Consider the following 25,275-nt stretch of genomic DNA (forward strand, 5'->3'; position numbering starts at 1 on the left):
TGCCTTTGCGCGTGCGCCGCAGCAACGCCTACCATCGACGTTTTGCCGTTGCCGGAGATCTCGATGAAGCTGCGTCACGCCGTACTGCCCCTGTGTTTGCTGGCTGCCCTGCCAAGCCTTGCCGCTGCGCGCGGTTTCGATGTGCGCGACATGGTGGCGCTGGACCGGGTGTCCTCGCCTACGCTCAGCCCGGATGGCAGCGTGGTGCTGTTCGCCAAGCGCCAGGCCAAGACCGCCAATGGCAAGCCGGCCACCAGCCTGTGGGTGCGCAATCTGCGCACGCGCGATCTGGCGCCGCCCAAGCGGCTCACCCCGGAAGGATGGAACGTCAACAGCCCGGCGTTGTCGCCGGACGGCAAGACGGTGTACTTCCTCAGCAGCAAATCCGGTAGCCAGCAGCTCTACGCGCAGCCGATGGCCGGCGGCACGCCGCAGCAACTCACCGCATTTGCGGTGGACGTGGACAGCTACAAGCTCTCGCCGGACGGCAAGCGCATCGCCTTCAGCGCGGGCGTGTTCCAGGACTGCGGCTCGGACCTGGGCTGCACCAAGAAGAAGCTGGGCGAGCTCAAGAACAACAAGGCCAGCGGCGTGGTGTACGACCAGTTGTTCGTCCGTCATTGGGACACCTGGAACGATGGCCGCCGCAACACCCTGTTCGTGGCCGAGTTGCCTGCGGCCGGTGCCAAGGCAGTGGTCGGGGCATCGGCGATCAGCGCCACGTTGGCCGGCGACGCGCCGTCCAAGCCGTTCGGCGGCAACGACGATTACACCTGGTCGCCCGATGGCGCCAGCGTGGTGGCCAGCGTGCGCATTCCGCAGCCGCATGGCCCGGAGGCGAGCAAGAATGCCAAGGCCAGCGGCAAGCCCACCGGCAACGACGAGCCGTGGCAGACCAACTTCGATCTGTACCGCCTGGATGCGACCGGCAAGTCCGCGCCGGTCAACCTGACCGCGGCCAACCCGGCCTGGGATGCCGGCCCGGTGTTCAGCACCGACGGCAAGACGCTGTACTACCGCGCCATGAAGCGCCCGGGCTTCGAGGCCGACCGCTTCGGCCTGATGGCGATGGATGTGGCCAGCGGCAAGACGCGCGAGATCGCGCCGAAGTGGGACCGCTCGGCGGGCGAGATCGTGTTGAGCGAAGACGGTGCCAGCCTCTACACCAGTGCCGACGAACTCGGCGAGCACCCACTGTTCAAGATCGATATCGCCGGCGGCGAGGCAACCAAGCTGGTGGGCGAGGGCAGCGTGCACGCCCCCACGCTGGCCGGCAATACGCTGGCCTTTACCCGCAACTCGCTCAAGAGCGGTGACCAGATCTTCGTCAGCGACACGCAAGGCCAGGGACTGCGCGCGATCAGCCAGAGCGCGGGCGAATTGCTGCCGGACGTGCAGTTCGGCGACTACGAGCAGTTCCAGTTCAAGGGCTGGAACAACGACACCGTGCACGGCTACGTGGTCAAGCCGTACAACTACCAGCAGGGCAAGACTTACCCGGTGGCGTTCCTGATCCACGGCGGCCCGCAGGGCAGCTTCGGCAATGGCTGGAGCAACCGCTGGAATCCGCAGACCTACGCCGGCCAGGGCTACGCGGTGGTGATGATCGATTTCCACGGCTCCACCGGCTACGGCCAGGAATTCACCGACGCCATCAGCCAGCATTGGGGCGACCGCCCGCTGGAAGATCTGCAAAAAGGCTGGGCCGCCGCGCAGAAGCAATACGGCTTCCTCAACGGCGACAAGGCCTGCGCATTGGGCGCCAGCTACGGCGGCTACATGGTCTATTGGATGGCAGGCAACTGGAATCAACCATGGAAGTGCCTGGTCGACCACGACGGCGTCTTCGACAACCGCACCATGGGCTATGCCACCGAGGAACTATGGTTCAGCGAGTGGGAAAATGGCGGCACGCCGTGGCAGAACCCGGCCGGCTACGAGAAGTTCAACCCGGTGCTGCACGTAGACAAGTGGAAGGTGCCGATGCTGGTGATCCACGGCCAGCAGGATTTCCGCATTCCGGTCGAACAGGGCCTGGCTGCCTTCACCGCGCTGCAGCGCAAGGGCATCGATTCCAAGTTCCTGTATTTCCCGGACGAGAACCACTGGGTACTCAAGCCGGACAACAGCATCCTGTGGCATGACACCGTCAATGGCTGGTTGAAGCAGCATATCGGCCAGTGACGGACGACCGACACGCCGCCAGGCGCGGCGTGTCGGTTGCTTGAGCGAATGCGTTCCCTGGGCGATGGGCGTTGTCGAAGTCAGCGTTTCGGCAACCGCATCCTGCCCGTTGCGCCTGGAGTGCTAGCGCGCCGACTGCGCGCACCGCCAGAGCACGCAGCCGCTATTCCACCTCGCATCTGCCGCGCGTGCACTGCAGTCTTGCCGGCAGTCCATGCCCACCTGATACCTGCGCAGCGCTAGCCGCGCTTGGCCAGCTGGCCTTCCACGATGTCCAGAATTTCCGACACCGCAATCCCGAACGAGCCGGCACGCCCGGCGTCGAACGCGGCCTTCCACTCGGCATACCCGGGCAGATACGCCTGATTGGGCGTGCTGTCGCCGACGTGTTCGGCAGCGCTGCGCTCCAGCGTCTGTGCAATCACCGGAATGTGCGGCAGCGTGTCCAGCGTTCCGTTGGGCATTCCCGCATGACGGACCTGGACCTCGCTGATGGTCACGTGCAGGATCTGGCCACCCTGCGGATGCGTATCGATCTGGTTGATCAGCAGTAGCGGCGTTTCGGCGGCACTGCGCCCGCGGCAGCGCCATAGCTGGCCGACTGCATAGGTTGAAGACGTTGGGGTTGAAGCATTGGCAATGGCCATCGGGAACTCCGCGCGCAAACCGCAATGATGCAGCTTGCTTGCGACGATGGCGACCGGATCGGCGGTGGACGCGCTGATACCGATGAGTCCGCCGGCGGCAATCGTCGATCCGGAGCGTCTGGCCGTTCCACTGACATTCCGCGCGCTGGATGAGTACGCTTGACGTGAACCGCTTGCAACGCCGCGGTGCAGATCACGGGCCAATGCATCCCAAATGCAATTGCCGCAGCGCATCACAGGCATGTCAAACTAGCGCATCTTCCTCTTCCAAGTTCCCTGCCAGGACCGCAAGGACCGTTTGCATGCGCACGTCGTTCCGCCCCGCATTGTGGGTAATCGCTCTGATCTGCAGTCCCGCCCTGGGCGCCGCGTCGCGGCCTGCCGTTGCGCCCGCGCGCGCCCCGGTGGCGGTTGCGTCTTCCGAGCAAGGCGGCGATACGAGCGTGCCATTGCCGGCCGTGCTGAAATCCGGCATGGGGTATCGCGCGTTTGCGCAGGCGGTGATGGAGCAAGGCTGGCAACTGGTGGATCCCCTTGCGGCCGATAGCTGCATGGCCGCGGGAGACTGCGAGATCGAGTTCATCGCGCCCGGCGGCAGCGCGCGGCTGCGCGTGCAGGTGGGCTCACAGGCCGGTGCGGCGGTAGTGCAGAGCTGGCGTGCGCGACAGGTGCCGCTGGATCGCATCGGTAACCCGACCGCTGCGGCGGGAGATGCCAAGCCTGCACCGGCGGCAGTGGACGCAGGCAACACCTCGCGCTGAGTCCTCCGGCCGCAGGCCGATCGCGCATGCGGCGTATCATGGCGCGGCAGGGGCGAATCGTTTCAATCGCGCGCCTGGTTTGATGCGCCTTTCCCGGTCTCGAGCACCTTGCCCTGCATGAACCCTCTCGCATGAAGAGCATCGATCCTGCCGATCTTGAAGCGTTGTTCGATGCCGTGCCGGACGTGTTGTTCTTCGTCAAGGATCGCGAGGGCCGCTACACCCACGTCAACCAGACCATGCTGCGGCGGCTGGGGCTGAAATCGCGCAAGGACCTGATCGGCAAGCGTGTTGCCGAGGTCTATCCCAGTGGCCTGGGCGCCAATTACGCCAATCAGGACGAGCAGGTGCTGGCCGGCGAGGTGATCGACAACCTGCTGGAGCTCCACCTGTTCGCTAACCGTGAGCCTGGCTGGTGCCTGACCTGCAAGCGTCCGTTGCTGGTGAATGGCAAGGTGCAGGGCATCATCGGCATCTCGCGCGATCTGGGCCCGCAGGACGGGCACGAATCGCAGTACGAAAAGCTGCGACTTGCGCTGGCGTATCTCAACGCCAATTACGCGCAGAACGTCCGCATGCAGGCGCTGGTGGAGATCACCGGGTTTTCCATGTCCAAGCTGCAGCGCTCGTTCCGCAAGGTATTCCAGCTCACGCCGCAGCAAGTGTTGGCCAAGCTGCGTCTGCAGATGGCGATGCATCTGCTGCACGGAAACAAGAGCCTTACCGAAATCGGCCACGCTTGCGGCTTCAGCGACCAAAGCGCGTTCGCGCGGCAATTCAAGCAAGCGGTGGGCATGACGCCGCGCGAATATCGTGCGTTGGCGAATGCGCAGCAGTTTTCAGCCGAAACAGTGTAGAGGGCGGGGCGATCTCAACGTGCATGCGCAAGACGTGCGTTGAGCCTGAAAATTCTCTCGAACTGCCTGCTGAGGTTTCCGAACTAGGGCTTGCCATGGATATGCGTCCACCGGATCTGCAACATTGCGTCGTTTCTTGATTCCTGAGCGTTGTGCCGATGATTCAAAGGCATCGGACATGATGACGGGTCTTGAGAGGTGCCCAAGTTATTGGGAGATGCCTTGACCGCCTCGTCTGGTCATTGAACAACTGCATGCGCAGCCGGCTCTTCTTCGTCTCAGTCACCACGCATTCGCGCCGCATGCAAACCGCGCCGCATTCGGTGGTTTACTAAGGCAGCGATGTCACGCACATCGACATGAGTGGGTCGTGCTTCCTGCGTTGAAACGGCAACACGGTTTTTGCTGCACTTCATCCGCAATTGCATGATGAACAATGCCGGGTCGAGCCAGCAGTGAGTGAGGCAGGCACTGCAGCATGCAACACGATGAGGCAGGCGGTTCGAGCGCCATGGCACGGGTCACGCGGTGACTGCGCCACGCAGTGGCAACACGCATCGCTGCCGGCTCGCAAGGCCTGGCGTAAGGCTCCGCCACGTTCCACGCACATTCCGGGACGGGGAAAACTGGGCGCGGTGTGCGAGCAAATCGAATGGCGATATCGGAGGATGCACCGTGCCTAAAATTGAATCGACCAAGCAGGCCCCACCGGATCCCGCGCAATTGATTCAAACTGCACCGACACCATCGGGCTCGGGATCAGCCGCAAGTAGCTCTGCCGCCAGTGCGGCGCCCTCAGCGCAACTCGGCGGGCTTTCCATCAGGCCGCGACGGCTGGGCCGAGCCTCCAGAGCCAATCTTCCAGCGGCATCGTCCACCAACGCACAGGACGTCATGGCGGCGCTCTTTGCCGCGGCGCCAGTTCCGCAAGGGCCAGATCCTTTCGAAGTATTGAGCAAGGCCTCTTCCAGGCTGAAACGCTTCAACGACCTGGCACAAAAACGTGACGCACCAGCGGATATCAGAGCGCTGGAAGCAAGACTCGAATCCGGAAAGTCTGCGATCGAATCCGCTCGACAAGCCTTGCAGGCGCTGGCCGAGCTGAATATCCAAAAACGCATGCCGGTCGACAACGTCGAAGAACACGAGAATTTCCTGGTGCCGCATTTCGCAGTAGCCGCATCGCTTCACTACGGCGCATGCGAGAAGATGATCGATCAGAAAATGGCCACCGAATTTGGCCATGTGAATACCCAAAGGGTCGAGATGGTGGTGTTGTCCGCTGACGCCATGCGTCTGCAGCAACCGGGACCATGGCTTGCGTTACGCGGGCATCTTCTGAATGCGCTTGCAGCGATGGAGGAGGTTTGCCAGCGCATCAGGTCGCCGATGACGGGTCAGGGGCCACGCGACTCGCTCAAGGACCATCTCCCGGTCGTCAGGGCGATGATGGGATCGTGCCATGAACGGATGCAGACCGTCCGCGGAATGCTCGTCGAAATACATTCAAGGCGCCTTGCCGATGAGGCCAGCGAGTGCGGCCTGCCCCAGGTGCTTGACGGACTGAGGGAGCTCGAAGAAATCGACAGCCTTCACCATGCTGAGGTGGGCGAAGCACTCAAGCATGTGATCCAGGTCCATGTCGAACGCTTTTCCTCAACCGAGCATTCGCTCACCCCGGAGGGGCTGGCCCGGTGCAAAAAGGTACTCGTCGAATACGCCGAGATACGCGGCCGAGCCGGGATGCAGCTGTGTGTGGATGCCGCCGCGCTCATCGAAGCAGGTGAGCATGCCAGAGATCATCTATGGCCGACGATGCTCGATCTTGCACAGGCACTTGCCGACCAACGTCAGGCAATTGTTGACATGTGTGAGTTCGCCGTCCAGGACAGACAGCTGATTGGCACAGCGGCGGCCTCGCCCGGGCAGGCACCGGCGTCGACAACATCAAGCGTGCCGACAACCACGACGACAGCAGGCAAATCGAGCCGGTCGCGCAAGGCACGCGTGCGCACGCCTGATGCTTCAAGCTTGGCGGCAGCGCCCGCGCGGCGGGTCATGGACGAGCGCAGCGCAGCGCAAAAGCAGGCCGACGAGATACTGAAAGGCACGCGTCTGGAGTCGTTGCCGGTGGCAGAACTCGGCGGCGATTTCATCGCGCTCGCCAAGCGGCTTGGCAAGGACACCACCGACGTAGAGCGGCTGATCGGCGACTCCAGATATGACGCGGCGACGGCCTTCGATTCTGCCAGGATCACCATGCAGGGCTGGTTCGGATCCAGTGAGCGTGTGCTGCAGCTCAAAGGCAAACTCCGTGCAGGAGACGCGCGCATCGACCACCTCAACACGCGGCTGCGTCTTCTCCAGAGGATCGAGCACGACTTCAAACGGCGCGAAGCCGATGCGCTCAAGACCGATCCGCAGCCACGTGCGCCGCATCTGGAGCGCCTGTTGGCGATGAATGGACTGGCACGCGTCACGGCGCCGAACCGCCTTCGCTCGGAGGACGACATTGGCGACCGTGGCAGCCTATTTGAAGTGCGTATCGAGCACACACCGCAGTCGAATGGAAACATCCCGCGACCCTGGTTCGTCCACGTACATGCCAAAAGACCGGTCACCCCCGACGCGCTGCGCGCGCTCGACTATAAGGACTTGGCCGCCGTCCACTTGAAGACGGAGAGAGAAGTCAACCTGGGCGCACGCTGGGAGGAGATGATGCGCGCCCTCGGAAACACCGAGGCCAAGGTGCACCGGGCAACCATCGGCTCCAAGCTGCTTGGCCAGCTGTGGGCGCTTGGCGCTGGTGGACAGCAATAGCCACAACGGCCCAGGTGCCGTCGCATACCCAGACCACCAGGTCTCGGATCTGCCGAGAACAGGCGCATCTGGGCGTCCATGCGTGGCAATAGAATGGCAATGTCGGAGGATGCACCGTGCCGAGAGTTCGAGCGACCAATCAAGCCCCAGTGGATCCCGCGCGGTCCGCTCAACCAGCGGCGCCGCCACAGGATGCATCAACCAACGCGAGCGTGCCTGACGAGGTAGCGGCGCTCTCCACGCAACTCAGCGGGCTTGCCATCAGAACGCCGCGACCGGCCAGAGCTGCCAGAGCTGCCAGAGCCAGTGCGCCTGCATCATCATCCGCTAACGCCAGGGGCGTCCGCGGACCGCTCTTCACCTCGGCGCCTGTCTCAGCAGGACCAGATCAGCTCGAGGTATTGCACACGGCCTCGGCCAGGCTGCAACTGTTCAATCACCTGGTCACAAACGTGGCGCCAAGGGGGGTGGCAGACACAAGATCCCTTGAAGCAAGGCTCAAGTCAGGCGCATCGGCGATCGCATCCGCGCGACAAGGCTTGCAGGCGCTGAGCGAGCTCAAGATCCAACGCCGCATGTCATCCTCCGACATCGAAGCCCATGAGGATCGATTGATTTCGTCTCTCGGGCAAGCCGCAGCGATGAACTATCTGTCATGCGAAAAAATGATCGATCACAAATTGACCCAGGAATTGGGGTCTGTGCTTGCGGAAAGCAGCCAGTTTGCACGGTTTAATGTCCAGGCCATCCGTCTGCAGCAGCCGGAATCATGGCATGCGTTACGCACGCATCTTCTTGATGTCATTGCAGCACTGGAAGAGGTTTTCCGGCGTATCAAGTCGCCGATGACGAATCGGGCGCCGCCCGACGTGCTGAAGGCCCAGCTGCCGATCATCAGGATCACGATGGGATCTTGTCACACGCGGATGCAAACCGTTCGTGGAGTGCTGTACGAAATATATTCAAGAAGGCTTTCCGATCAAGCCAGTCGTTGCGGGTTGCGACAGGTGATGGATCGATTGAGCGCGCTCGAAGAAGTAGACAGGTGCATGGAAGCCAAGGTCGGACAAGCGTTTACGGAGCTGACCAAGATCCATCTTGAACGCTTTCTCTCAACCGAGCACTCGCTGACGCCGCAGATGCTGGCCATGTACAAGCAAGTGCTTATCGAATACGCCGAGCTGCGTGGCCGAGCGGCGACGCAGCTGTGTATGGATGCCGCCGTGCTCATCGAAGCAGGTGAACATGCCAGAGATCATCTATGGCCGACGATGCTCGATCTTGCACAGGCACTTGCCGACCAACGTCAGGCGATTGTTGACATGTGTGAGTTCGCCGTCCAGGACAGACAGCTGATTGGCACAGCAGCGGCCTCGCCCGGGCAGGCACCGGCGTCGACAACATCAAGCGTGCCGACAACCACGACGACAGCAGGCAAATCGAGCCGGTCGCGCAAGGCACGCGTGCGCACGCCTGATGCTTCAAGCTTGGCGGCAGCGCCCGCGCGGCGGGTCATGGATGAGCGCAGCGCAGCGCAAAAGCAGGCCGACGAGATACTGAAAGGCACGCGTCTGGAGTCGTTGCCGGTGGCAGAACTCGGCGGTGATTTCATCGCGCTCGCCAAGCGGCTTGGCAAGGACACCACCGACGTAGAGCGGCTGATCGGCGACTCCAGATATGACGCGGCGACGGCCTTCGATTCTGCCAGGATCACCATGCAGGGCTGGTTCGGATCGAGCGAGCGTGTGCTGCAGCTCAAAGGCAAGCTCCGTGCAGGAGACGCGCGCATCGACCACCTCGACACGCGGCTGCGTCTTCTCCAGAGGATCGAGCACGATTTCAAACGGCGCCAAGCCGATGCGCTCAAGACCGATCCGCAGCCACGTGCGCCGCATCTGGAGCGCCTGTTGGCGATGAATGGACTGGCACGCGTCACGGCGCCGCGCCGCCTTCGCTCGGAGGACGACATTGGCGACCGTGGCAGGCTCTTTGAAGTGCGTATCGAGCACACGCCGCAGTCGAATGGAAACATCCCGCGGCCCTGGTTCGTCCACGTACATGCCAAAAGACCGGTCACCCCCGACGCGCTGCGCGCGCTCGACTATAAGGACTTGGCGGCCGTCCACCTGAAGACGGAGAGAGAAGTCAACCTGGGCGCACGCTGGGAAGAGATGATGCGCGCCCTCGGAAACACCGAGGCCAAGGTGCACCGGGCAACCATCGGCTCCAAGCTGCTTGGCCAGCTTTGGGTGGCTGGCGCTGGTGGGGAGCGCTAATCACGACGCGTCGCCTGTCCTCACCAAGGAAGAGATCCTCGAACACACGGCTCAAAGCTCCACGGATCGCTCAACGTGAGTGGCCAGTTGCAGCGGGCCAGGCAGGAACCTGAAAACGGTGAGCATCTGATAGAGGCAATTCGGCGGGCAGGGAGCTCGGTCTTTTTGCCCGCCAACGCCGTGCGGAATGAAGCCGGTGGCGACGCCCGAGCCGCGCACGCGCAGGCATTGGCGCGAGGCCAGGCGTGGTTCGCCTGACCGTCGCCGTGGGCGGTACTGGTATCGCGCACGTGCAGCCCGTGGCGCGTACTGGTCGCAGTCGTCATGTCCGGGATTTTTGAATCACATTGCTGAGGAAGGAGGAATTGCGTGCCAACACCTGATTCACCAGCGCGGCATCCGGCATCCAACCCGCGCCAGACATGTCTTTCAATTGATCGCCCAGCGAGTGCAAGGAGGACGTGACGGAGTCCACATCGAGCGCGGCGTACCACTGCTTGACCATTTCCACTTCAGGCGTGGCTTGCCAGGCAAGCGCCTCGCGTATCGCCTCAATCACCATGGCATGTACGCCATCCAGGCCTTTCGCATAACGGCTGCTCATCACGCTGGCATCAAGCAGCACTTGCAGCGCCCGTGCCGGGTTCTGGACGACGTCTCCCCAACCATACCGAAGCGGCTCTCGTGGATTTGCCGGGGTATCTTTCTCCCGGTCGTAGCGAAAGCCGGTTACGTCAATGCTGACGACCTTGTGGCGTGCATCTTCTCCGGGAATGACCAGCATATTGTCAGGGCCCAGATCAGACGCTTCGCCCAGGGTCAGCCTGGCCAGCAACGAGGCGAACAGCCCGTCCAGACCGCTGTGGCGCAAGGTATCGATCAACGCCTGTTTGCCCGAACGAAGATTGACCGGATCGTTGATCCGCGCAAGCAGCGCGTGGTCTGCGGCGAGTTCATCGGCCTGCGCACCGCTGCCGGCTGCGCTTTTCACACGGGCAGCGGCTTGCTTGGCCTGCGCAAGCGAAACGTCAGGCGGCAAGAACGCCTTGGTCAGGAATGTATCCAGCGGCTCTGCATCATGAATCAGTCGCGAGGCGATGAAGGCGTTGTCGGGCAGTGTCAGCAGCGATGAGTCCGGAATGTGTTGCCGCGGAAGATGGCGTGCCTGTAGCGCGTTGACCAAATCCTGTGCGGCAGCGACGTTGATGATGTCAAACAAGGCCGGGATGCCAAGCGGATTGCGTAGACGAGGATCTGCAGCAACCAGGCTTTCGTGAATCTCGCAGACATCGTCGATGTCCAACGCATCCGTCTTCGCTTTTTCCGTCAATCTCTTACCTTTTTCGGTATCGAGAAAGGCATGGAAGGCCAGTGTCAGCCATTGCTGCGTGGCCTGCTTGTCCATGCTGCCCTCAAGCAGCCTGGCTGCCGAGCCGACGATGTAGCCCAAGCGTTTGTTGGCCTCCGCGCCTTGCCCCTTCGCGCAACATTTCACTGCCTGACCCAGCAGGCTGCGCGAAATTCCGGTTTTGACAAGATGCTCCTGGCCATCGAGCATCCCGACCATGCCCACATCGCTGCCTCCCAATGTCGCCTTGGAGCGCGAGAAGACAACAGCGCTTTCGGACAGGCTCATCGGGTGGCGATGGCCGCCGATGTCGGCCCTGGTGGCTAGAAACGCGATAGGCCGAATGATCGAGAATAGAGGTCTATCCGGGCGATTTACGACAGGAGCCGAGGCAGGCGCACCGATGCTCCTGCTGCCCGCGGCGTCCGGCATTACGCAATCGAGCGCGGTGGCTGTGCTGGTCCGCGCCGCGCTGCGGCGGGGCGTTAGTCCAGCCAATCGGGCATCAGTGCGGTGGTGCCGATCGTCGTCAGTCGCCGGGCTGCGTGGTAACGCCGCGTCATCGGCTGCAGGAAGCGGCAAGTTTGCTGCGCCAGAGGTCGGGGTGATCCGAGATTCCATACCGTGCTCCAGTGACTAGCGGCACATTCTGCAATGCGGCCAATCCCAAGCAACGCCAGTTGGCGTAATCGTCATCCGGGAAGCGAATAGCGACCGAGCGTCGTCATCGACGCGACCTACATGACCTTGGACGCGAGCGACAGGTAAACCTCGCTCGCGTCAGGGTGCTCCATCGCGGCCTGGTAACGAACATCGCGCAGTGCGCATGCTGGCTGCGCGATCGAAGCTGTGGCCAACGCGAAACAGCTAGCGCTTGCCGTGGAAATGCGCAGTAACCTGCCGCTACCGCGCAAACGCGCGGTAGCGGCAAAAGCCGAGGGGTTTGGGGCCGCCAGCGCGCGGACGTGGCGTGCCTCGGTTTCAAACCCGGGTACCGGGTCTTCCCGCGGTTACGCCAGCATGCGCACCTTCGGCTCGCGTGCCCACTGGCGCGTTTTTGCTGCGGTAATGAATGCCTTGGTATCGGCGGCGGGAACGACGCCCGCATCCTTGCCGACGTTGCCGGCCTTCAACAACACCTGCGCGCCTTCGTCGAATGCGATGGCCTTCAGATGCGCCCAGGCAAAGCTCACAAAATCCAGCGCCGCCGATTCGCGTGTCAGCAGCTTGGCCGCTTCCGAGGACAGCAATACCGCCACCGCGTCGAACACCACCGAAGGCGTCCCAGCCAGCTGCCCATCGGCGGCCAACTGCTTGCCGTCGCTCAGCTTGGCGCCGCCGAGCTTGGGCGCAACGATCTTGACCGTCGCACCCGCAGCTTCGGCCGCCTTGCGTACGGCCTTGATCGCCGCGGCATCGGAGCCGTCGTGAATCAGGATGCCCACCGTGCGCCCTTTCAGGGTGTCCTTCATCTTGCCGATGACCTGCAAGGCAGGCGAGAGCGGCATGTCGATCGGCGCCACTGCAGCCGGCGGTGCTGGCGGCAGGGCGGTCATGCCCATGCCATCGGCCACACGTTGCGCCAGCTCCTGGTCGATGTGGCGCAGATGACCCACGATGGCCTCGCGTACGTGGGCGGTTTCCACCTTCGACAGTTCGAACACCAATGCCGAGGCGATATGCGCCTGTTCCGGTGCGGTCTGGCTGCGGAAGAACAGTCGCGCCTGGCTGTAATGGTCGGCAAAGCTTTCTGCACGCACTCGGCCCTTGGTGCCTTCTTCGGCCGCAGTTGCATGGCTGGGGAAGCCACGCAGCGCTTCACGCGGCGCATCGGCCTGCAGCGAACTGGGCTCATAGGCGACGCGGCCCTTGGGTACGTTCATCTGCATGTGACCGTCGCGCTGGTTGTTGGCGAACGGGCACTTGGGTGCGTTGATCGGAATCTGATGGAAGTTCGGCCCGCCCAGGCGGCTCAGCTGCGTATCCAGATACGAGAACAGGCGGCCTTGCAGCAGCGGGTCGTTGCTGAAGTCGATGCCGGGCACGATGTTGGCCGGGCAGTAGGCAACCTGCTCCGTTTCGGCAAAGAAGTTGTCCGGCCAGCGGTCGAGCACCATGCGGCCGACGATTTGCAACGGCACAAGCTCTTCGGGAATGACCTTGGTCGAATCCAGATGATCGAACGGGAACGTTGCTGCCTGGGCTTCGGTGAACAACTGCACGCCGAGTTCCCACTCGGGGAAATCGCCGTTCTGGATTGCTTCGAACAGGTCGCGGCGGTGGAAATCCTGATCGGCGCCGGCGATCTTGACCGCCTCGTCCCAGATCGTCGATTGCAGGCCCAGCTTGGGCCGCCAATGGAACTTGACGAAGGTGCTTTCGCCCTTGTCATTGAGGAATCGGAAACTGTGGATGCCGAAACCCTCGATCATGCGGAGCGAGCGCGGAATGGTGCGGTCGCTCATCGCCCACATCACCATGTGCATCGATTCGGGTGTCAGCGAAATGAAATCCCAGAACGTGTCATGCGCGCTGGCAGCCTGCGGGAAGCCCCGGTCCGGCTCCATCTTCACCGCATGAATCAGGTCCGGGAACTTCATCGCATCCTGGATAAAGAACACCGGGATGTTGTTGCCGACCAGATCCCAGTTGCCTTCCTTGGTGTAGAACTTCACCGCAAACCCGCGCACATCGCGCGGCGTATCCACCGAGCCGGCGCCGCCTGCGACAGTGGAAAAACGGGTGAATAACGGGGTCTTTTCGCCCACCTCGGTAAAGATCTTGGCGGTGGTGTACTGGCTCAACGACTTGGTGAGCTCGAAATAGCCGTGGGCGGCACTGCCGCGCGCATGCACGATGCGCTCGGGAATGCGTTCGTGATCGAAGTGGGTGATCTTTTCGCGCAGGATGAAATCTTCCAGCAACGTCGGGCCGCGCGGGGTGGCGCGGAGCGAATTCTGGTTGTCACCTACCGGAATGCCCTGGTTGGTGGTCAGCTGCGGGTGCGTGCCGCCTGCCTTCTGGTGCAATTCATCGCCAGTACCGCGCGACCCATCGACGGTGGTGTTGGCAGGTGCGAGGGCAGGGACCTGCGCGGATTTGCTGGGGGACTTGGCCATAGGAACTCCACTCTGGCGGGCTTGGGATGCGGGCTGAGCAATAAAGCCTGGGAGTGGCGCTGTTAATTGCATGTGTCTGCTTGCGAACGAAAACTCACATGTGCAGCAAACATTGCGCGAAGTCGCAGTTGCATGTTGCAGCGATCACGAGCACGCACACGCGCAGCCGTGCAGATGCGCAGACAAGCGGGCGCGACTATCCATGTTTTACAGCAGATCCAGCGGCTGTTTGCGGGTAGGCGGCGCGAAGGCGCGATCGATCTCGGCAAGATCGTCTGCGTGCAATTGCAGCGTGCAGGCCGCGGCATTGGCACGCACATGCGCCGGCGTTCCGGATTCGGGAATGGCGATGACATTGCCGCTGCGGATCGCCCACGCAAGCGCCACCGCGGTGGCTGCAACGCCACGACGCTCGCCGATGGCGTGCAAGACCGGATGATCCAGCAACGCGCGGCTGCCAAGCGGCGAATAGGCCATCACGGCCACCTCGTGCGCGGCGCACCACGGCAACAGGTCGAATTCGATACCGCGGCTGCCAGCGTGGTACAGCACCTGGTTGACCAGGCAACGCGAGCCGCCATCGATTGCCCAGAGCTCCTCCATGTCATCGACATCGAAGTTGGACACGCCCCAATCGCGGATCTTGCCGGCATCGCGTAGTGCTTCGAATGCATCCACCACTTCGGCCAGATCGCTGCCGCCACGCCAGTGCAGCAAATACAGATCCAAGGTGCGCACCCCCAGCCGTTGCAGGCTGGCTTCGCAGGCGCGTGCGATTTCGCGGGCGCTGGCATTGCCGGGCAACACCTTGGACACCACGTAGGGCGGCTGCGCACGGCCGATGGCCTGGCTGATCAGTTGCTCAGAGCGGCCATTGCCGTACATCTCGGCGGTGTCGATCAGCTGCATCCCCAATTGCTGACCGAGTTGCAGCGCCTGAATTTCCTGCTCGGGCGCATGCCGGCCCTGGCCCAGGTTCCAGGAGCCCAGACCTAATGCGGGCACGCGACGCCCGTTGCGCAGGCGCACCTGTGCGCAGGAAGGGGAAGACGATTCGGACATGATGGGTTCCTGTCGCGTTGGAATGAGGGTGGCGGTCGCATCACACCGATCGCCCTGTCACGGCGACGATGGCTGCACCGATGTTGTCGCAGTGTCTGCACGCGCATCCCAGAACGCACAACGATGACGCTGCACGAAGTCGGGCGTTGCGCCGATCCTGTGCGGCGACAGTGTCAGCGGCGTGTCGCCATCAAACAGCGGCCACCGCGGCCGCCCGCCACCGTTGGGATCGCCGGTGCGCGCGAACGCACCCCAATAATCCTGCACCGTATTGGCAAACGCCTGCTGCGCCGGACTGAACTGCGCCCGGCCACTGAGTACCCACGGGCGCTGAAACAGATACACCAGTTCAGAGGCGTGGAACGCGCCCAATGCAGGCGAAAACGGCAGGCGTAACAGACCGTACGGCGCGTGCGGGTCGTCGAACTCGTAGGCGTACACCGGCGCATGCGTGCGCAATGCCCGCCCCAGCCGGCGTGTGGGGCAGGCGAAGCCGCCATCGGTCACGATGTCGGCGAACGCCTCCCAGCGCGATTGCGCGGCAACGGCTGCGTATTGCGTCAGCACCGGGGCTGGAGAGGCATGCATGCGTTGCACGCGCGCTTCATATCCGCCGCGCAGGTTGAGCTTGCCGATGTAGGACAGCAATTGCGCAAACAAACGCCCTTCATCACGATTGGTGCCCATCAGTACCGGCACCTGCGCATGCCGACCGCTGGCGATTGCGGCGGCCGGCGGCAGCGGCAACGCCTGGCCGCCGGACATCGGCGCCCACGCATCGCTGCCGGTCAGGCCACGCCGTTGTGGTACTGCATCGGCCAGCGTTTCGGCCGGCAGTGCGCGCAGGCATGCGGCAACATCGTGCGTGCGTGCGCAACCCAGGCGTTGCGCCATGCGGACGCCGCCACTTTCTGCTTCGCGCTGTGGCACGCTGGAATCGCTCGCCAGGCAACTGCCGCTTTGCAGGATGGCGCGTTGAAACAACCCCGCCGCGCCGGGCGAGGCGAGCTGATAACAGATGCTCCACGCACCGGCCGATTCGCCGAACACGGTGACGTTGTGCGCATCGCCGCCGAACGCGGCGATATTGCGTTGCACCCAGCGCAAGGCCGCTTGCTGGTCGAGCAATGCATAGGCGCCTTCGCCTTCGCCACGCAGGCCTGGATGCGCGAAGAAACCGAACACGCCCAGGCGATAGTTGGGTGCCACCACAATGACATCCTGGCGCGCAGCCAACGCGCTCAGGTCGTAGTCGACATTGCTGCCCAATTCCAGCGCACCGCCATAGATCCACACCATCACCGCGCGTGGATGCGCTGCTGCCGGGCCGGGCGGTGCGTAGACATTGAGCGTGAGGCAATCTTCGGACACATGCTTCTGCCCGAAGCGATAGCGCGGCAGGCAGGCCGGGCCGGCCTGGGTGGCATCGCGGACCTGCGTCCATGCGGCTGGCGGTTGCGGTGCGCGAAAGCGCAGTGCACCCACCGGCGGCGCTGCGAACGGCACCCCCAGGAATGCCCGACCCTGTGCACTGGCCACACCGCGCACCGGGCCGGCCGTTGTCTGCACCACTTCGGCACGCGCATCGGGCGCGTGCACCAGCGCCGGCACTTCGCCGGGACGGCGCGGTGCGCAGCCAATCAGCAGGCAGGCTGCCACCAGAACGGCACCAAGAAAGTTCAGTTCACGCATGCGCCAGGGTCTGCTGTGGGATGAAAGCGTCCGTCATCATCCTGGTGGCACGTGTAGGCCAGGAAAACGGCTGGCAGCGCGCTGGGGCGTGTATGGCATCCGGGCATTGACACGCAGCGCAATAAAAAAACCCAGCCGTGTCACCGGCTGGGTTTTGTTAGCCATCGCGGGTACGGCGATCAGGCCTCGACGTCTTCCTTGTATGCATCCACCGGGATGCAGGCGCACATCACGTTCTTGTCGCCGTAGACGTTGTCCACGCGCGCCACCGGCGGCCAGTACTTCTGCTGCTTGAGGCTGGGCAGCGGGAAGGCAGCCAGTTCGCGCGGGTAGGCATGCGTCCACTCGCTGGCCGACACCTGCGTTGCGGTATGTGGCGCGTGCTTGAGCGGGTTGTCCTCGCGGTCAAGGCGGCCGTCTTCGATGGCGCGGATCTCTTCGCGGATCTGGATCATCGCGTCGATGAAGCGGTCCAGTTCATGCTGCGATTCGCTTTCGGTCGGTTCCACCATCAGCGTGCCGGCGACCGGGAAGCTCAAGGTCGGCGCATGGAAGCCGAAGTCGATCAGCCGCTTGGCGATGTCCTCGGCGCCGATGCCGCTGGTCTTCTCCAGCGGGCGCACGTCGAGGATGCACTCGTGCGCCACCAGCCCGTTGCGGCCGGTGTACAGCGTCTTGTAGTGCGGCGCCAGGCGCTTGGCGATGTAGTTGGCGTTGAGCAATGCCACTTGCGTGGCCTTGCGCAGACCGGCGCTGCCCATCATGGTCACGTACATCCAGCTGATCGGCAGGATCGAGGCCGAGCCGTAACTTGCTGCGCTCACCATGCCGACATCGCCTTCGCCGCCCAGCGTCTTCGGCAAATACGGGGCCAGGTGGGACTTCACCGCACACGGGCCCACGCCCGGACCGCCGCCGCCATGCGGAATGCAGAAGGTCTTGTGCAGGTTCAGATGCGACACGTCCGAGCCCCACTTGCCGGGCTTGGCCACGCCGACCAGCGCGTTCATGTTGGCCCCGTCGGTGTAGACCTGACCGCCATGCGCATGCACCGCTTCGCAGATCGCCACCACATCTTCTTCGAACACGCCGTGGGTGGACGGGTAGGTGATCATCAGCGCCGCCAGGCGGTCGGAATATTTTTCCGCCTTGGCGCGGATGTCATCCACGTCCACATTGCCGTTGGCATCGCACTTGGTCACCACCACGGTCATACCGCACATCTGCGCCGACGCCGGATTGGTGCCGTGCGCGGACTCGGGAATCAGGCAGATGTCGCGATGCGCTTGCCCACGTGCGCGGTGATAGGCGCGGATCGCCAGCAGGCCGGCGTATTCGCCCTGCGCGCCGGAGTTGGGTTGCAGGCTCACCGCGTCGTAGCCGGTGCACTCGACCAGCATCGCTTCCAGCTCGTCGATCAGCTGCGCATAGCCGGCCGATTGTTCTGCCGGAGCGAGCGGATGGATCGCACCGAACTCCGTCCAGGTCACCGGGATCATCTCGGCGGTGGCGTTGAGCTTCATGGTGCAGCTGCCCAGCGGGATCATGGTGCGATCCATCGCCAGGTCCTTGTCGGCCAGCGAACGCATGTAGCGCAGCAGTTCGTGTTCGCTGTGGTGGGTGTTGAACACCGGGTGGGTCAGGAACGGGGTGGTACGCAGCAGACCCTGCGGCAAGGCATCGGCGGTGGCGGCATCCAGCGCGTCCACATCGGCCGTGGCACCGAACAGCTGCGCCAGCGCAACCACATCGGCCCGTGTGGTGGTTTCATCCAGGCTGATGCCCACCGCTTCGCTGTCGATGGCGCGCAGGTTGATGCCGGCCGCACGCGCACGGGCGTGGATGGCATCGGCATCGATCGCCTTGACGTGCAGGGTGTCGAAGAAGCGCTCGCCGACGGTAATGCCGGCGCTGCGCAGTGCCGCCGCCAGGATCGCCGCCAGGCGGTGCGTGCGGCGCGCAATGCGGGTCAGGCCATCGGGGCCGTGGTAGACCGCATACATCGACGCCATCACCGCCAGCAGCACCTGCGCGGTGCAGATGTTGGACGTGGCCTTTTCGCGGCGGATATGTTGCTCGCGGGTCTGCAAGGTCAGGCGATACGCCGGGTTGCCGGCGGCATCGATCGACACGCCGATCAAACGGCCCGGCATCGAGCGCTTGTAGGCATCGCGGCAGGCCATGAACGCGGCATGCGGGCCGCCGAAACCGAACGGCACGCCGAAGCGCTGCGAGTTGCCGACCACGATGTCGGCGCCCCATTCCCCCGGGGCGGCGATCAGCGTCAGTGCAAGCAGATCGGTGGCCACCGCGACCAGGCCGCCTTGTGCGTGCACGGCGTCTGCCAGTGCAGCGTGATCGCCGATATGACCGAAGCTGTCCGGGTACTGCAGCAGCACGCCGAAGCACTCGGCCTGCAGCGCTTCTTCCGGCATGCCGACGCGCAGCACGATGTCCAGCGGCTCGGCGCGCGTGCGCAGCAGTTCCAGCGTCTGCGGATGCACTGCGTCATGCACGAAGAACGTGTTGGACCTGGACTTGGCCGAACGCTTGGCCAGCGTCATTGCCTCGGCCGCGGCGGTGGCTTCGTCCAGCAGCGAGGCGTTGGCGATCTGCATGCCGGTGAGGTCGGCGCACAGGGTCTGGAAGTTGATCAGCGCTTCCATGCGGCCTTGCGAAATTTCCGCCTGGTACGGCGTATAGGCGGTGTACCAGGCCGGGTTTTCCAGGATGTTGCGCAGGATGACCTTCGGCGTGTGGGTGCCGTAGTAGCCCTGGCCGATGAAGTTGCGGAACACGGTGTTCTTGTCGGCGATGGCGCGGATCTTGGCCAGCGCTTCTTCTTCGGTGATCGCCTCGGGCAGCGCCAGCGGCGCCGGCGACTTGATGTTGCCCGGCACGATGGCATCGGTCAGCGCATCCAGGCAGGCGTGGCCGACCACGTCCAGCATCTGGGCGATTTCCGCGTCGTTGGGGCCGATATGGCGCTCGACGAACGCGCTGTGGTGTTCGAGGTCGCGCAGGGAAGACGGGGTCTGGGACATGGCGGGCATCCGGAGTAGGGGCAGACGAATGGTCGACCCGCATCACGGCCGGTATGACGCGCATGCGCGCACCACGACCTGCCGCAGCAGCAGTCTTCCTCGCGCCCCTCTGTCCTTTTGCCTGAGAGTTTAAAAACGCGGCCTGGCCCGCGGCCTGCCTGCGTTTCGTGCCCCTTCGGCGCCGGCATCGGCCGGTCTCTCCAGAGTTGTACTGCGGATGGTATCGGGCCTGAGCGATTACGGGCTGTTGCGCCTTCGGCAGCGGCAGTGCCGCTTCTCCCACCGTGTTGCCTGGCTAGTATAGCCAGCGCCCAGCCGCTTGGCGAAACGCTTTTCGGCGCCATGAAATGCCAAAGGCCGGGCGAGTCGCCTCGTCCGGCCTCCGGGGTTTGAGCGGCTGCTGTTCTCCGCTACCGGGTGGTCCGGCAACGGCAGCGCCCGCTCGCTACTGCCCGCGCAGGCGGATCAGTGGTGCCCGTTCTTGGGCGGCGGATCGTGCTTGGTATTGGCGCCCGGCGGGGGATAGTCCCCACCGCCGACATGCTTCCACAGACGCTGGTCCAGGGGCTCCAGCTGGCCCTTGGCCCCGGCGGGCCGCTGCAGCGCTTGCGCACCATTGGTTGGCGATTTTTTCGACAGATTCATGTTGACGTCCTCACGGGTTTTCCCTTCGTACGCAGCGTCACGCCGCCCGAAGGGACGACTGCGTGACCGCCTCGGCCATCTGCCCGTTGGCCGGTGAGGCGACAGTGGTCGCTGGACCGCAGAGCCGGGGACAGCACCATGCGATCCAGCGTGCGCGGGTGCCGTTGCGACCCAGGGCCGGCGCACGACGCTGTGTGCGCGGTAACGAACGTCGCATCCGCCAGGTCCGTGCCGGCATGTGCCGATGTGATGCCGGTCACGGCAAGCGCTCCCGACCGCTCGGCCGGATCGCTGGCATTCGCAAAGCGCAGCGCCTTTGCGCAGCGCGTCCGCGTGTGCAGTGGCACGCGATGCAGGCTTGGCTGGCGATGCGTCTGGCCGGCATGCCGCCGCCGACCAGCATCGGACAGGGGAGGCGCGAGGTGAACTACCATTTCATTTCCGGGCTGCCGCGGGCGGGCTCGTCCTTGCTGGCCGCGTTGCTGCGACAGAACCCGCATGTGCACGCCGATGTCACCTCGCCGGTGGCGCGACTGTACGCGGCGATGCTGATGGGCATGAGCGAGGAACATCCCTCCAACGTGCAGATCGACGACGCACAGCGGGTGCGGCTGCTGCGTTCGGTCTTCGACGCCTATTACCAGGATCGCCAGGGGCTGGGCACGGTGTTCGACACCAATCGCGCCTGGTGCAGCCGCCTGACAGGGCTGGCGACGCTGTTCCCGCACAGCCGCCTCATCTGTTGCGTTCGCGATGTTGGCTGGGTCGTCGATAGCTTCGAGCGCCTGGCGCAGACCCAGCCGCTGCGCTTGTCGGCGTTGTTCGGCTACGACCCGGAAGACTCGGTCTCGATGCGCGCGGACCTGCTGACCGCACCGCGCGGCGTGGTGGGCTATGCGCTGGACGGGCTGCGCCAGGCGTTCTACGGCGAACATGCCGATCGACTGCTGCTGTTGCGCTACGAAACGCTGGCGCAGCGGCCGGCGCAGGCGATGGAGCAGGTCTACGCCTTCCTGCAACTGCCGGCGTTCGCGCACGACTACGCTGGTGTCCAGGCCGAGGCCGAACGCTTCGATGCCGCGTTGCAGATGCCGGGCCTGCATCGCGTCCGTCGCGGGGTGCAGTATGTCCCCCGGCGCAGCGTGTTGCCGCCGGCGCTGTTCGAGCGGTTGCAGGAGCTGGCCTTCTGGGAACGCGGGCCCTCGCATGGAGCCCTGCTGGTATGAGCAGGCGCGTGGCGTGGCAGCGCACGGCGACGCGGCATCACCGAGCAGGCAGGCAGCACGGGCGGGCGTCGGCGGCCGCCAGCGGATGACGACCCTGTTTCGACGCGAGGCGGTGGACTACCGGCAGCGCAGTCGGCTCGGGTCTGTGGTGCTGCGCCAGCATGGCGCGCTACGTTGGTGCGTCGGCCTGCTGATGACGACCGTGATCCTGCTGCTGGTCGGATTCTTCCGCCTGGGCTTCGCGCGCAGCGAGACCTTGTATGGCACGGTCGTCCCGGCGGGCGGACTGATCTCCGTCACCACACCGCAGTCGGGCGTGGTGGTGCAGGTCGGCGCCGTGCAGGGCCAGCGCGTCGCTGCGGGCCAGCTGCTGTTCGTGTTGTCGGCCGAACATCGCGACGATCGCGGGCGGCCGACCCAGCGCGCTGCTGTGGTGCTGGCCGAACAGCAGCGCCTGGCCGTCGAGGCGATGGCGCAGTTGCGTGCCCAGGGGCGCGTGCAGCAGCAGGCGGCTGCGCGGGCGCTGGCCGGCCTGCGCGACCGCTTGCAGCAGATCGACGCCGAGCTGGACTTGCTGCGCCATCGGCAGCAACTGACCCAATCGATCGAGCAACGTTACCGTACCGCGTTGACGCGCGGCCTGGTCAGCCAGCAATTCGTCGATGAGAAACAGGCCGACGTGCTCGACCAACGCGCGCATACCCTGGAGCTGCAGCGCGAGCGCATGGCCTTGGCCGATGCGCTTGCGCAGGCCCAGGCCGAGGTGCAGCAGTTACCGTCGAACTTGCGCCAACAATTGGCGATGGCCGGTGCCGGCCTGCAGGAGGACCGGCGTGCGGCGGTCGAGCAGGCGGCCGCGTCGCGTTGGGAAGTGCGCGCGCCGCGTGCCGGGCGTGTAGCGCTGCGACCGCTGCAGCGCGGGCAGGCGGTCGCGCAGGGGCAACGCCTGGCCGATCTGCTGCCGACGTCGATGGCGACCGAGGTCGTGTTGTATGCGCCCTCCAGGGCCGCCGGGCTGATCGGCCCCGGCATGCCGGTGCAACTGCGCTTCGATGCCTTGCCCTACCAGCACTACGGTCAGTTCGCCGGGCAGGTGGTCGAGATCGCCGTCGCGCCCGAACCGCCGCGTGTCGACTCGGTCTCGGTAAGCGAGCCGTTGTACCGCGTGCGGGTGCGCCTGGCCGGGGATGCCGCGCTGCGTGCAGGACGCACGGCGGTCCTGCGACCGGGTATGCGCGTGCAGGGCACGCTGGCATTGGAATGGCGGCGCTTCTCGCAGTGGGCATTCGAGCCGCTGTCCAGTTTGCACGGCACGCTGCGATGAGCCGCTGGTGGGCGCAGTTGCGCCGAGCGTCCGGCGTGCGTGGATTGCCGATGATCCTGCAGGGGCAAGTCGGCGAATGCGGATTGGCGGCCATGGCCATGATCGCCCACTATCACGGTTGCCACATCGGCCTGGCCGAACTGCGCCGCCGCTTCCTGCTATCGCGACAGGGCACCAACCTGGCCAATCTGGTCGCGATCGCGCAGGCGCTCGGTCTGCAGGCGCGCGCGTTGCGGCTGGAAATGGACGCGCTGCCGGAGTTGCAGCTGCCCTGCGTCGTGCATTGGGATCTCAATCATTTCGTCGTGCTCAAGCGGGTGGGCACCCGTCGTCTGCAGATCCACGATCCGGCCAGCGGGCCGCGGAGCCTGACGCCGGGCGAATTCTCCCGGCATTTCTCCGGGATCGCGCTGGAACTCAGCCCGGCCGCCGACTTCCGTCCGCAAGCTGCGGCGCCGGCAGTGGCGTTGTCCTCGTTGATCGGTCGTGTCCACGGGCTTGGACGGGCGGTCTGGCAGGTGCTTGCGTTGGCATTCGCGCTCGAGGTACTCAGCCTGGGAATGCCGTTCCAACTGCAGTGGATCGTCGATCAGGCGGTGCCGTCGGCCGACATCGGGTTGATCCATGTCCTTGGCGCCGGGTTCCTGTTGCTGGTGGTCCTGCAATCCTGCATCGCCCTGCTGCGCGGATGGCTGATCGCCAGCGTGTCGGCACAGCTGGGTTTTCAATGGATGGGGCAGGTGTTTGCACACCTGCTCGCGCTCCCGTTGGCGTATTTCGAGAAGCGTCACCTCGGCGGAATCCAGTCGCGATTCGCCTCGATCGTGCAGGTGCAACGCACCTTGACGACCGGATTCACCCAGACCCTGGTCGATGGCGTGCTGGTGATCGGCACCCTCGGCCTGATGCTGGTCTACAGCGTCGGCCTCAGCGCGATCACGCTGGTGGCGGTAACGCTGTATGCGGCGACACGCTGGCTGTGGCTGCGGAGGATGCGCGAAGCTGCCGCCGAGCAGTTGTTGTGGGACGCGCGCCAGCACACCCACCTGCTGGAGAGCGTGCGCGGCATCCAGGGCGTGCGGCTGTTCGGGCGCCAGCAGGTGCGGCGCATGGACTGGACCCATCTGCTGGCCGAACAGACCAATGCACAACTGCGCCTGGCGCAGGGCGAGGTCTGGCAGTCGTCACTCAAGCGCCTGCTGTTCGGATGCGAGCGGGTGCTGGTGATCTGGCTCGCCGCGTTCGCGATCCTGCGCGCAGAGCTTTCGCTGGGCATGCTGTTGGCATTCATGGCCTATCGCGAGCAGTTCGCCATGCGCTTGTCAGAGCTGATCGATCGGCTGGTGGAGTTCCGCCTGTTGCGCGTCCATCTGGAGCGGGTGGCCGACATCGTCCACCAGCCGCGCGAGGAGGCCGCCGATCAGCGCATCGATGCGCCTGCCTGGAACGACACCACCATCGAACTGTGCGGCATCGGCTTCCGCTATGCCGACGATACCCCGGCCGTGCTCGAAGACGTCAGCGTGCGCATCGCCAGCGGGGAATGCGTGGCCATCACCGGCGCGTCAGGGTGCGGCAAGACCACCTTGGTCAAAGTGATCCTCGGGCTGCTGAAACCCAGCGCCGGACACGTAAAGATCGGCGGGCGCCCGCTGAGCGAGACGGCGCTGACGCCCTATCGCGCCATCGTCGGCACGGTGATGCAGGACGATCTGCTGTTCACTGGATCGGTCAGCGAAAACATCAGTTTCTTCGACCCGGAGCCGGATCAGGCGCAGGTCGAACGTTGCGCGCGCATCGCCGGCGTGCACCAGGAGGTGGAGCAGATGCCGCTAGGCTACGCCTCGTTGTTGAGCGAGGCGGGTACCGGGTTGTCGGGCGGGCAGCGGCAACGCGTCTTGCTGGCACGCGCGCTGTACAGGTCGCCACGCATCCTGGTGCTGGACGAAGCGACCAGCCATCTGGACGTCATGAACGAGCAGCGCGTCAATCGCGCCATCCAGGCAATGCAGGTCACCCGGATCATCGTGGCGCATCGGTGCGAAACCGTGGCCATGGCCGCGCGCGTCATTACCCTGGAGCAGGGCCGGGTGGTGAGCGATCAGCCGATCGCCGATTGGCAGCGGCTGCAGGAGCGCTCCGCCGCAGCCGACTGATCGCTGCCGTTGGCCGCTGGCGCCGAGCACTGCCGGCGCCGTCATTGCCGGGTGCGCAGCCGCTCGGCTGGGCAGGATGACGATGCCGTGCTAGGACGAAGCGGACGCGGCTGC

At 64.5% G+C, this 25,275-nt stretch carries 15 protein-coding genes and 1 riboswitch; of the genes, 8 read left to right on the top strand and 7 right to left on the bottom strand.

All coding sequences use genetic code 11. The features are described from left to right. Positions 1-63 precede the first annotated feature (63 nt). On the top strand, positions 64-2,184 hold the full coding sequence (locus ACCQ16_RS05865) for an alpha/beta hydrolase family protein (RefSeq protein WP_277572824.1): 2,121 nt from the start codon (positions 64-66) through the stop codon (positions 2,182-2,184). A 239-nt stretch (positions 2,185-2,423) separates the two neighbouring features. Here ACCQ16_RS05865 and ACCQ16_RS05870 read toward each other — a convergent pair whose 3' ends face one another. Further along, entirely contained in the window at positions 2,424-2,849 is a 426-nt protein-coding gene (locus ACCQ16_RS05870) for a hypothetical protein (protein ID WP_372178235.1), read from the bottom strand. Positions 2,850-3,133: 284 nt separating this feature from the next. Here ACCQ16_RS05870 and ACCQ16_RS05875 point away from each other — a divergent pair, with 284 nt between their 5' ends. From ACCQ16_RS05875 to xopP (ACCQ16_RS05890), 4 genes are all read left to right on the top strand, one after another. Continuing rightward, positions 3,134-3,592, top strand: a complete 459-nt coding sequence (locus ACCQ16_RS05875) for a hypothetical protein (protein WP_011346711.1) — start codon at positions 3,134-3,136, stop codon at positions 3,590-3,592. 131 nt (positions 3,593-3,723) lie between these two features. Further along, the gene (locus tag ACCQ16_RS05880; protein WP_008578160.1) at positions 3,724-4,449 is read left to right on the top strand and encodes an AraC family transcriptional regulator; all 726 of its coding nucleotides are present in this window, start codon (positions 3,724-3,726) and stop codon (positions 4,447-4,449) included. A gap of 675 nt (positions 4,450-5,124) precedes the next feature. Continuing rightward, a complete protein-coding gene (xopP, locus tag ACCQ16_RS05885; protein ID WP_277572825.1) occupies positions 5,125-7,269 on the top strand; it encodes a type III secretion system effector XopP in 2,145 nt (714 codons plus the stop codon). Between the two features lie 116 nt (positions 7,270-7,385). Beyond that, positions 7,386-9,545, top strand: coding sequence for a type III secretion system effector XopP (xopP, locus tag ACCQ16_RS05890; protein WP_277572826.1), 2,160 nt, complete (start codon positions 7,386-7,388; stop codon positions 9,543-9,545). 322 nt (positions 9,546-9,867) lie between these two features. Here the strand turns inward: xopP (ACCQ16_RS05890) and ACCQ16_RS05895 are convergent, their stop codons facing one another. The 6 genes from ACCQ16_RS05895 to raxX all read right to left on the bottom strand — a co-directional run bounded on the left by ACCQ16_RS05895 (position 9,868) and on the right by raxX (position 20,455). Next, a complete protein-coding gene (locus ACCQ16_RS05895; protein WP_218501757.1) occupies positions 9,868-11,103 on the bottom strand; it encodes a type III secretion system effector protein in 1,236 nt (411 codons plus the stop codon). 800 nt (positions 11,104-11,903) lie between these two features. Next, positions 11,904-14,012, bottom strand: a complete 2,109-nt coding sequence (locus ACCQ16_RS05900; protein WP_008576589.1) for a catalase — start codon at positions 14,010-14,012, stop codon at positions 11,904-11,906. A 207-nt stretch (positions 14,013-14,219) separates the two neighbouring features. Next, entirely contained in the window at positions 14,220-15,074 is an 855-nt protein-coding gene (locus ACCQ16_RS05905; protein WP_277572827.1) for an aldo/keto reductase, read from the bottom strand. 57 nt (positions 15,075-15,131) lie between these two features. Beyond that, positions 15,132-16,766, bottom strand: coding sequence for a carboxylesterase/lipase family protein (locus tag ACCQ16_RS05910; protein WP_008576585.1), 1,635 nt, complete (start codon positions 16,764-16,766; stop codon positions 15,132-15,134). A gap of 179 nt (positions 16,767-16,945) precedes the next feature. Beyond that, positions 16,946-19,819, bottom strand: a complete 2,874-nt coding sequence (gene gcvP, locus ACCQ16_RS05915) for an aminomethyl-transferring glycine dehydrogenase (RefSeq protein WP_277572828.1) — start codon at positions 19,817-19,819, stop codon at positions 16,946-16,948. 90 nt (positions 19,820-19,909) lie between these two features. Next, positions 19,910-20,024, bottom strand: a riboswitch (glycine riboswitch). 251 nt (positions 20,025-20,275) lie between these two features. Continuing rightward, positions 20,276-20,455, bottom strand: a complete 180-nt coding sequence (gene raxX / locus ACCQ16_RS05920) for a RaxX family RiPP (protein WP_014089614.1) — start codon at positions 20,453-20,455, stop codon at positions 20,276-20,278. Between the two features lie 422 nt (positions 20,456-20,877). Here raxX and raxST point away from each other — a divergent pair, with 422 nt between their 5' ends. From raxST to raxB, 3 genes are read left to right on the top strand one after another with little or no spacing between them, the layout of a single operon-like run. After that, positions 20,878-21,681 carry a sulfotransferase family protein gene (gene raxST, locus ACCQ16_RS05925; protein ID WP_218211615.1) on the top strand — a complete coding sequence of 268 codons (804 nt, stop codon included), beginning with the start codon at positions 20,878-20,880 and terminating at the stop codon, positions 21,679-21,681. Continuing rightward, entirely contained in the window at positions 21,662-23,005 is a 1,344-nt protein-coding gene (locus tag ACCQ16_RS05930; RefSeq protein ID WP_277572829.1) for an HlyD family secretion protein, read from the top strand. Before raxST ends, ACCQ16_RS05930 begins: the two co-directional genes overlap by 20 nt. Further along, a complete protein-coding gene (raxB, locus tag ACCQ16_RS05935) occupies positions 23,002-25,161 on the top strand; it encodes a peptidase domain-containing ABC transporter RaxB (RefSeq protein ID WP_277572830.1) in 2,160 nt (719 codons plus the stop codon). Before ACCQ16_RS05930 ends, raxB begins: the two co-directional genes overlap by 4 nt. Positions 25,162-25,275 lie beyond the last annotated feature (114 nt).

Source organism: Xanthomonas sp. NCPPB 1062, from assembly GCF_041481705.2.
Taxonomy (GTDB): domain Bacteria; phylum Pseudomonadota; class Gammaproteobacteria; order Xanthomonadales; family Xanthomonadaceae; genus Xanthomonas; species Xanthomonas euvesicatoria.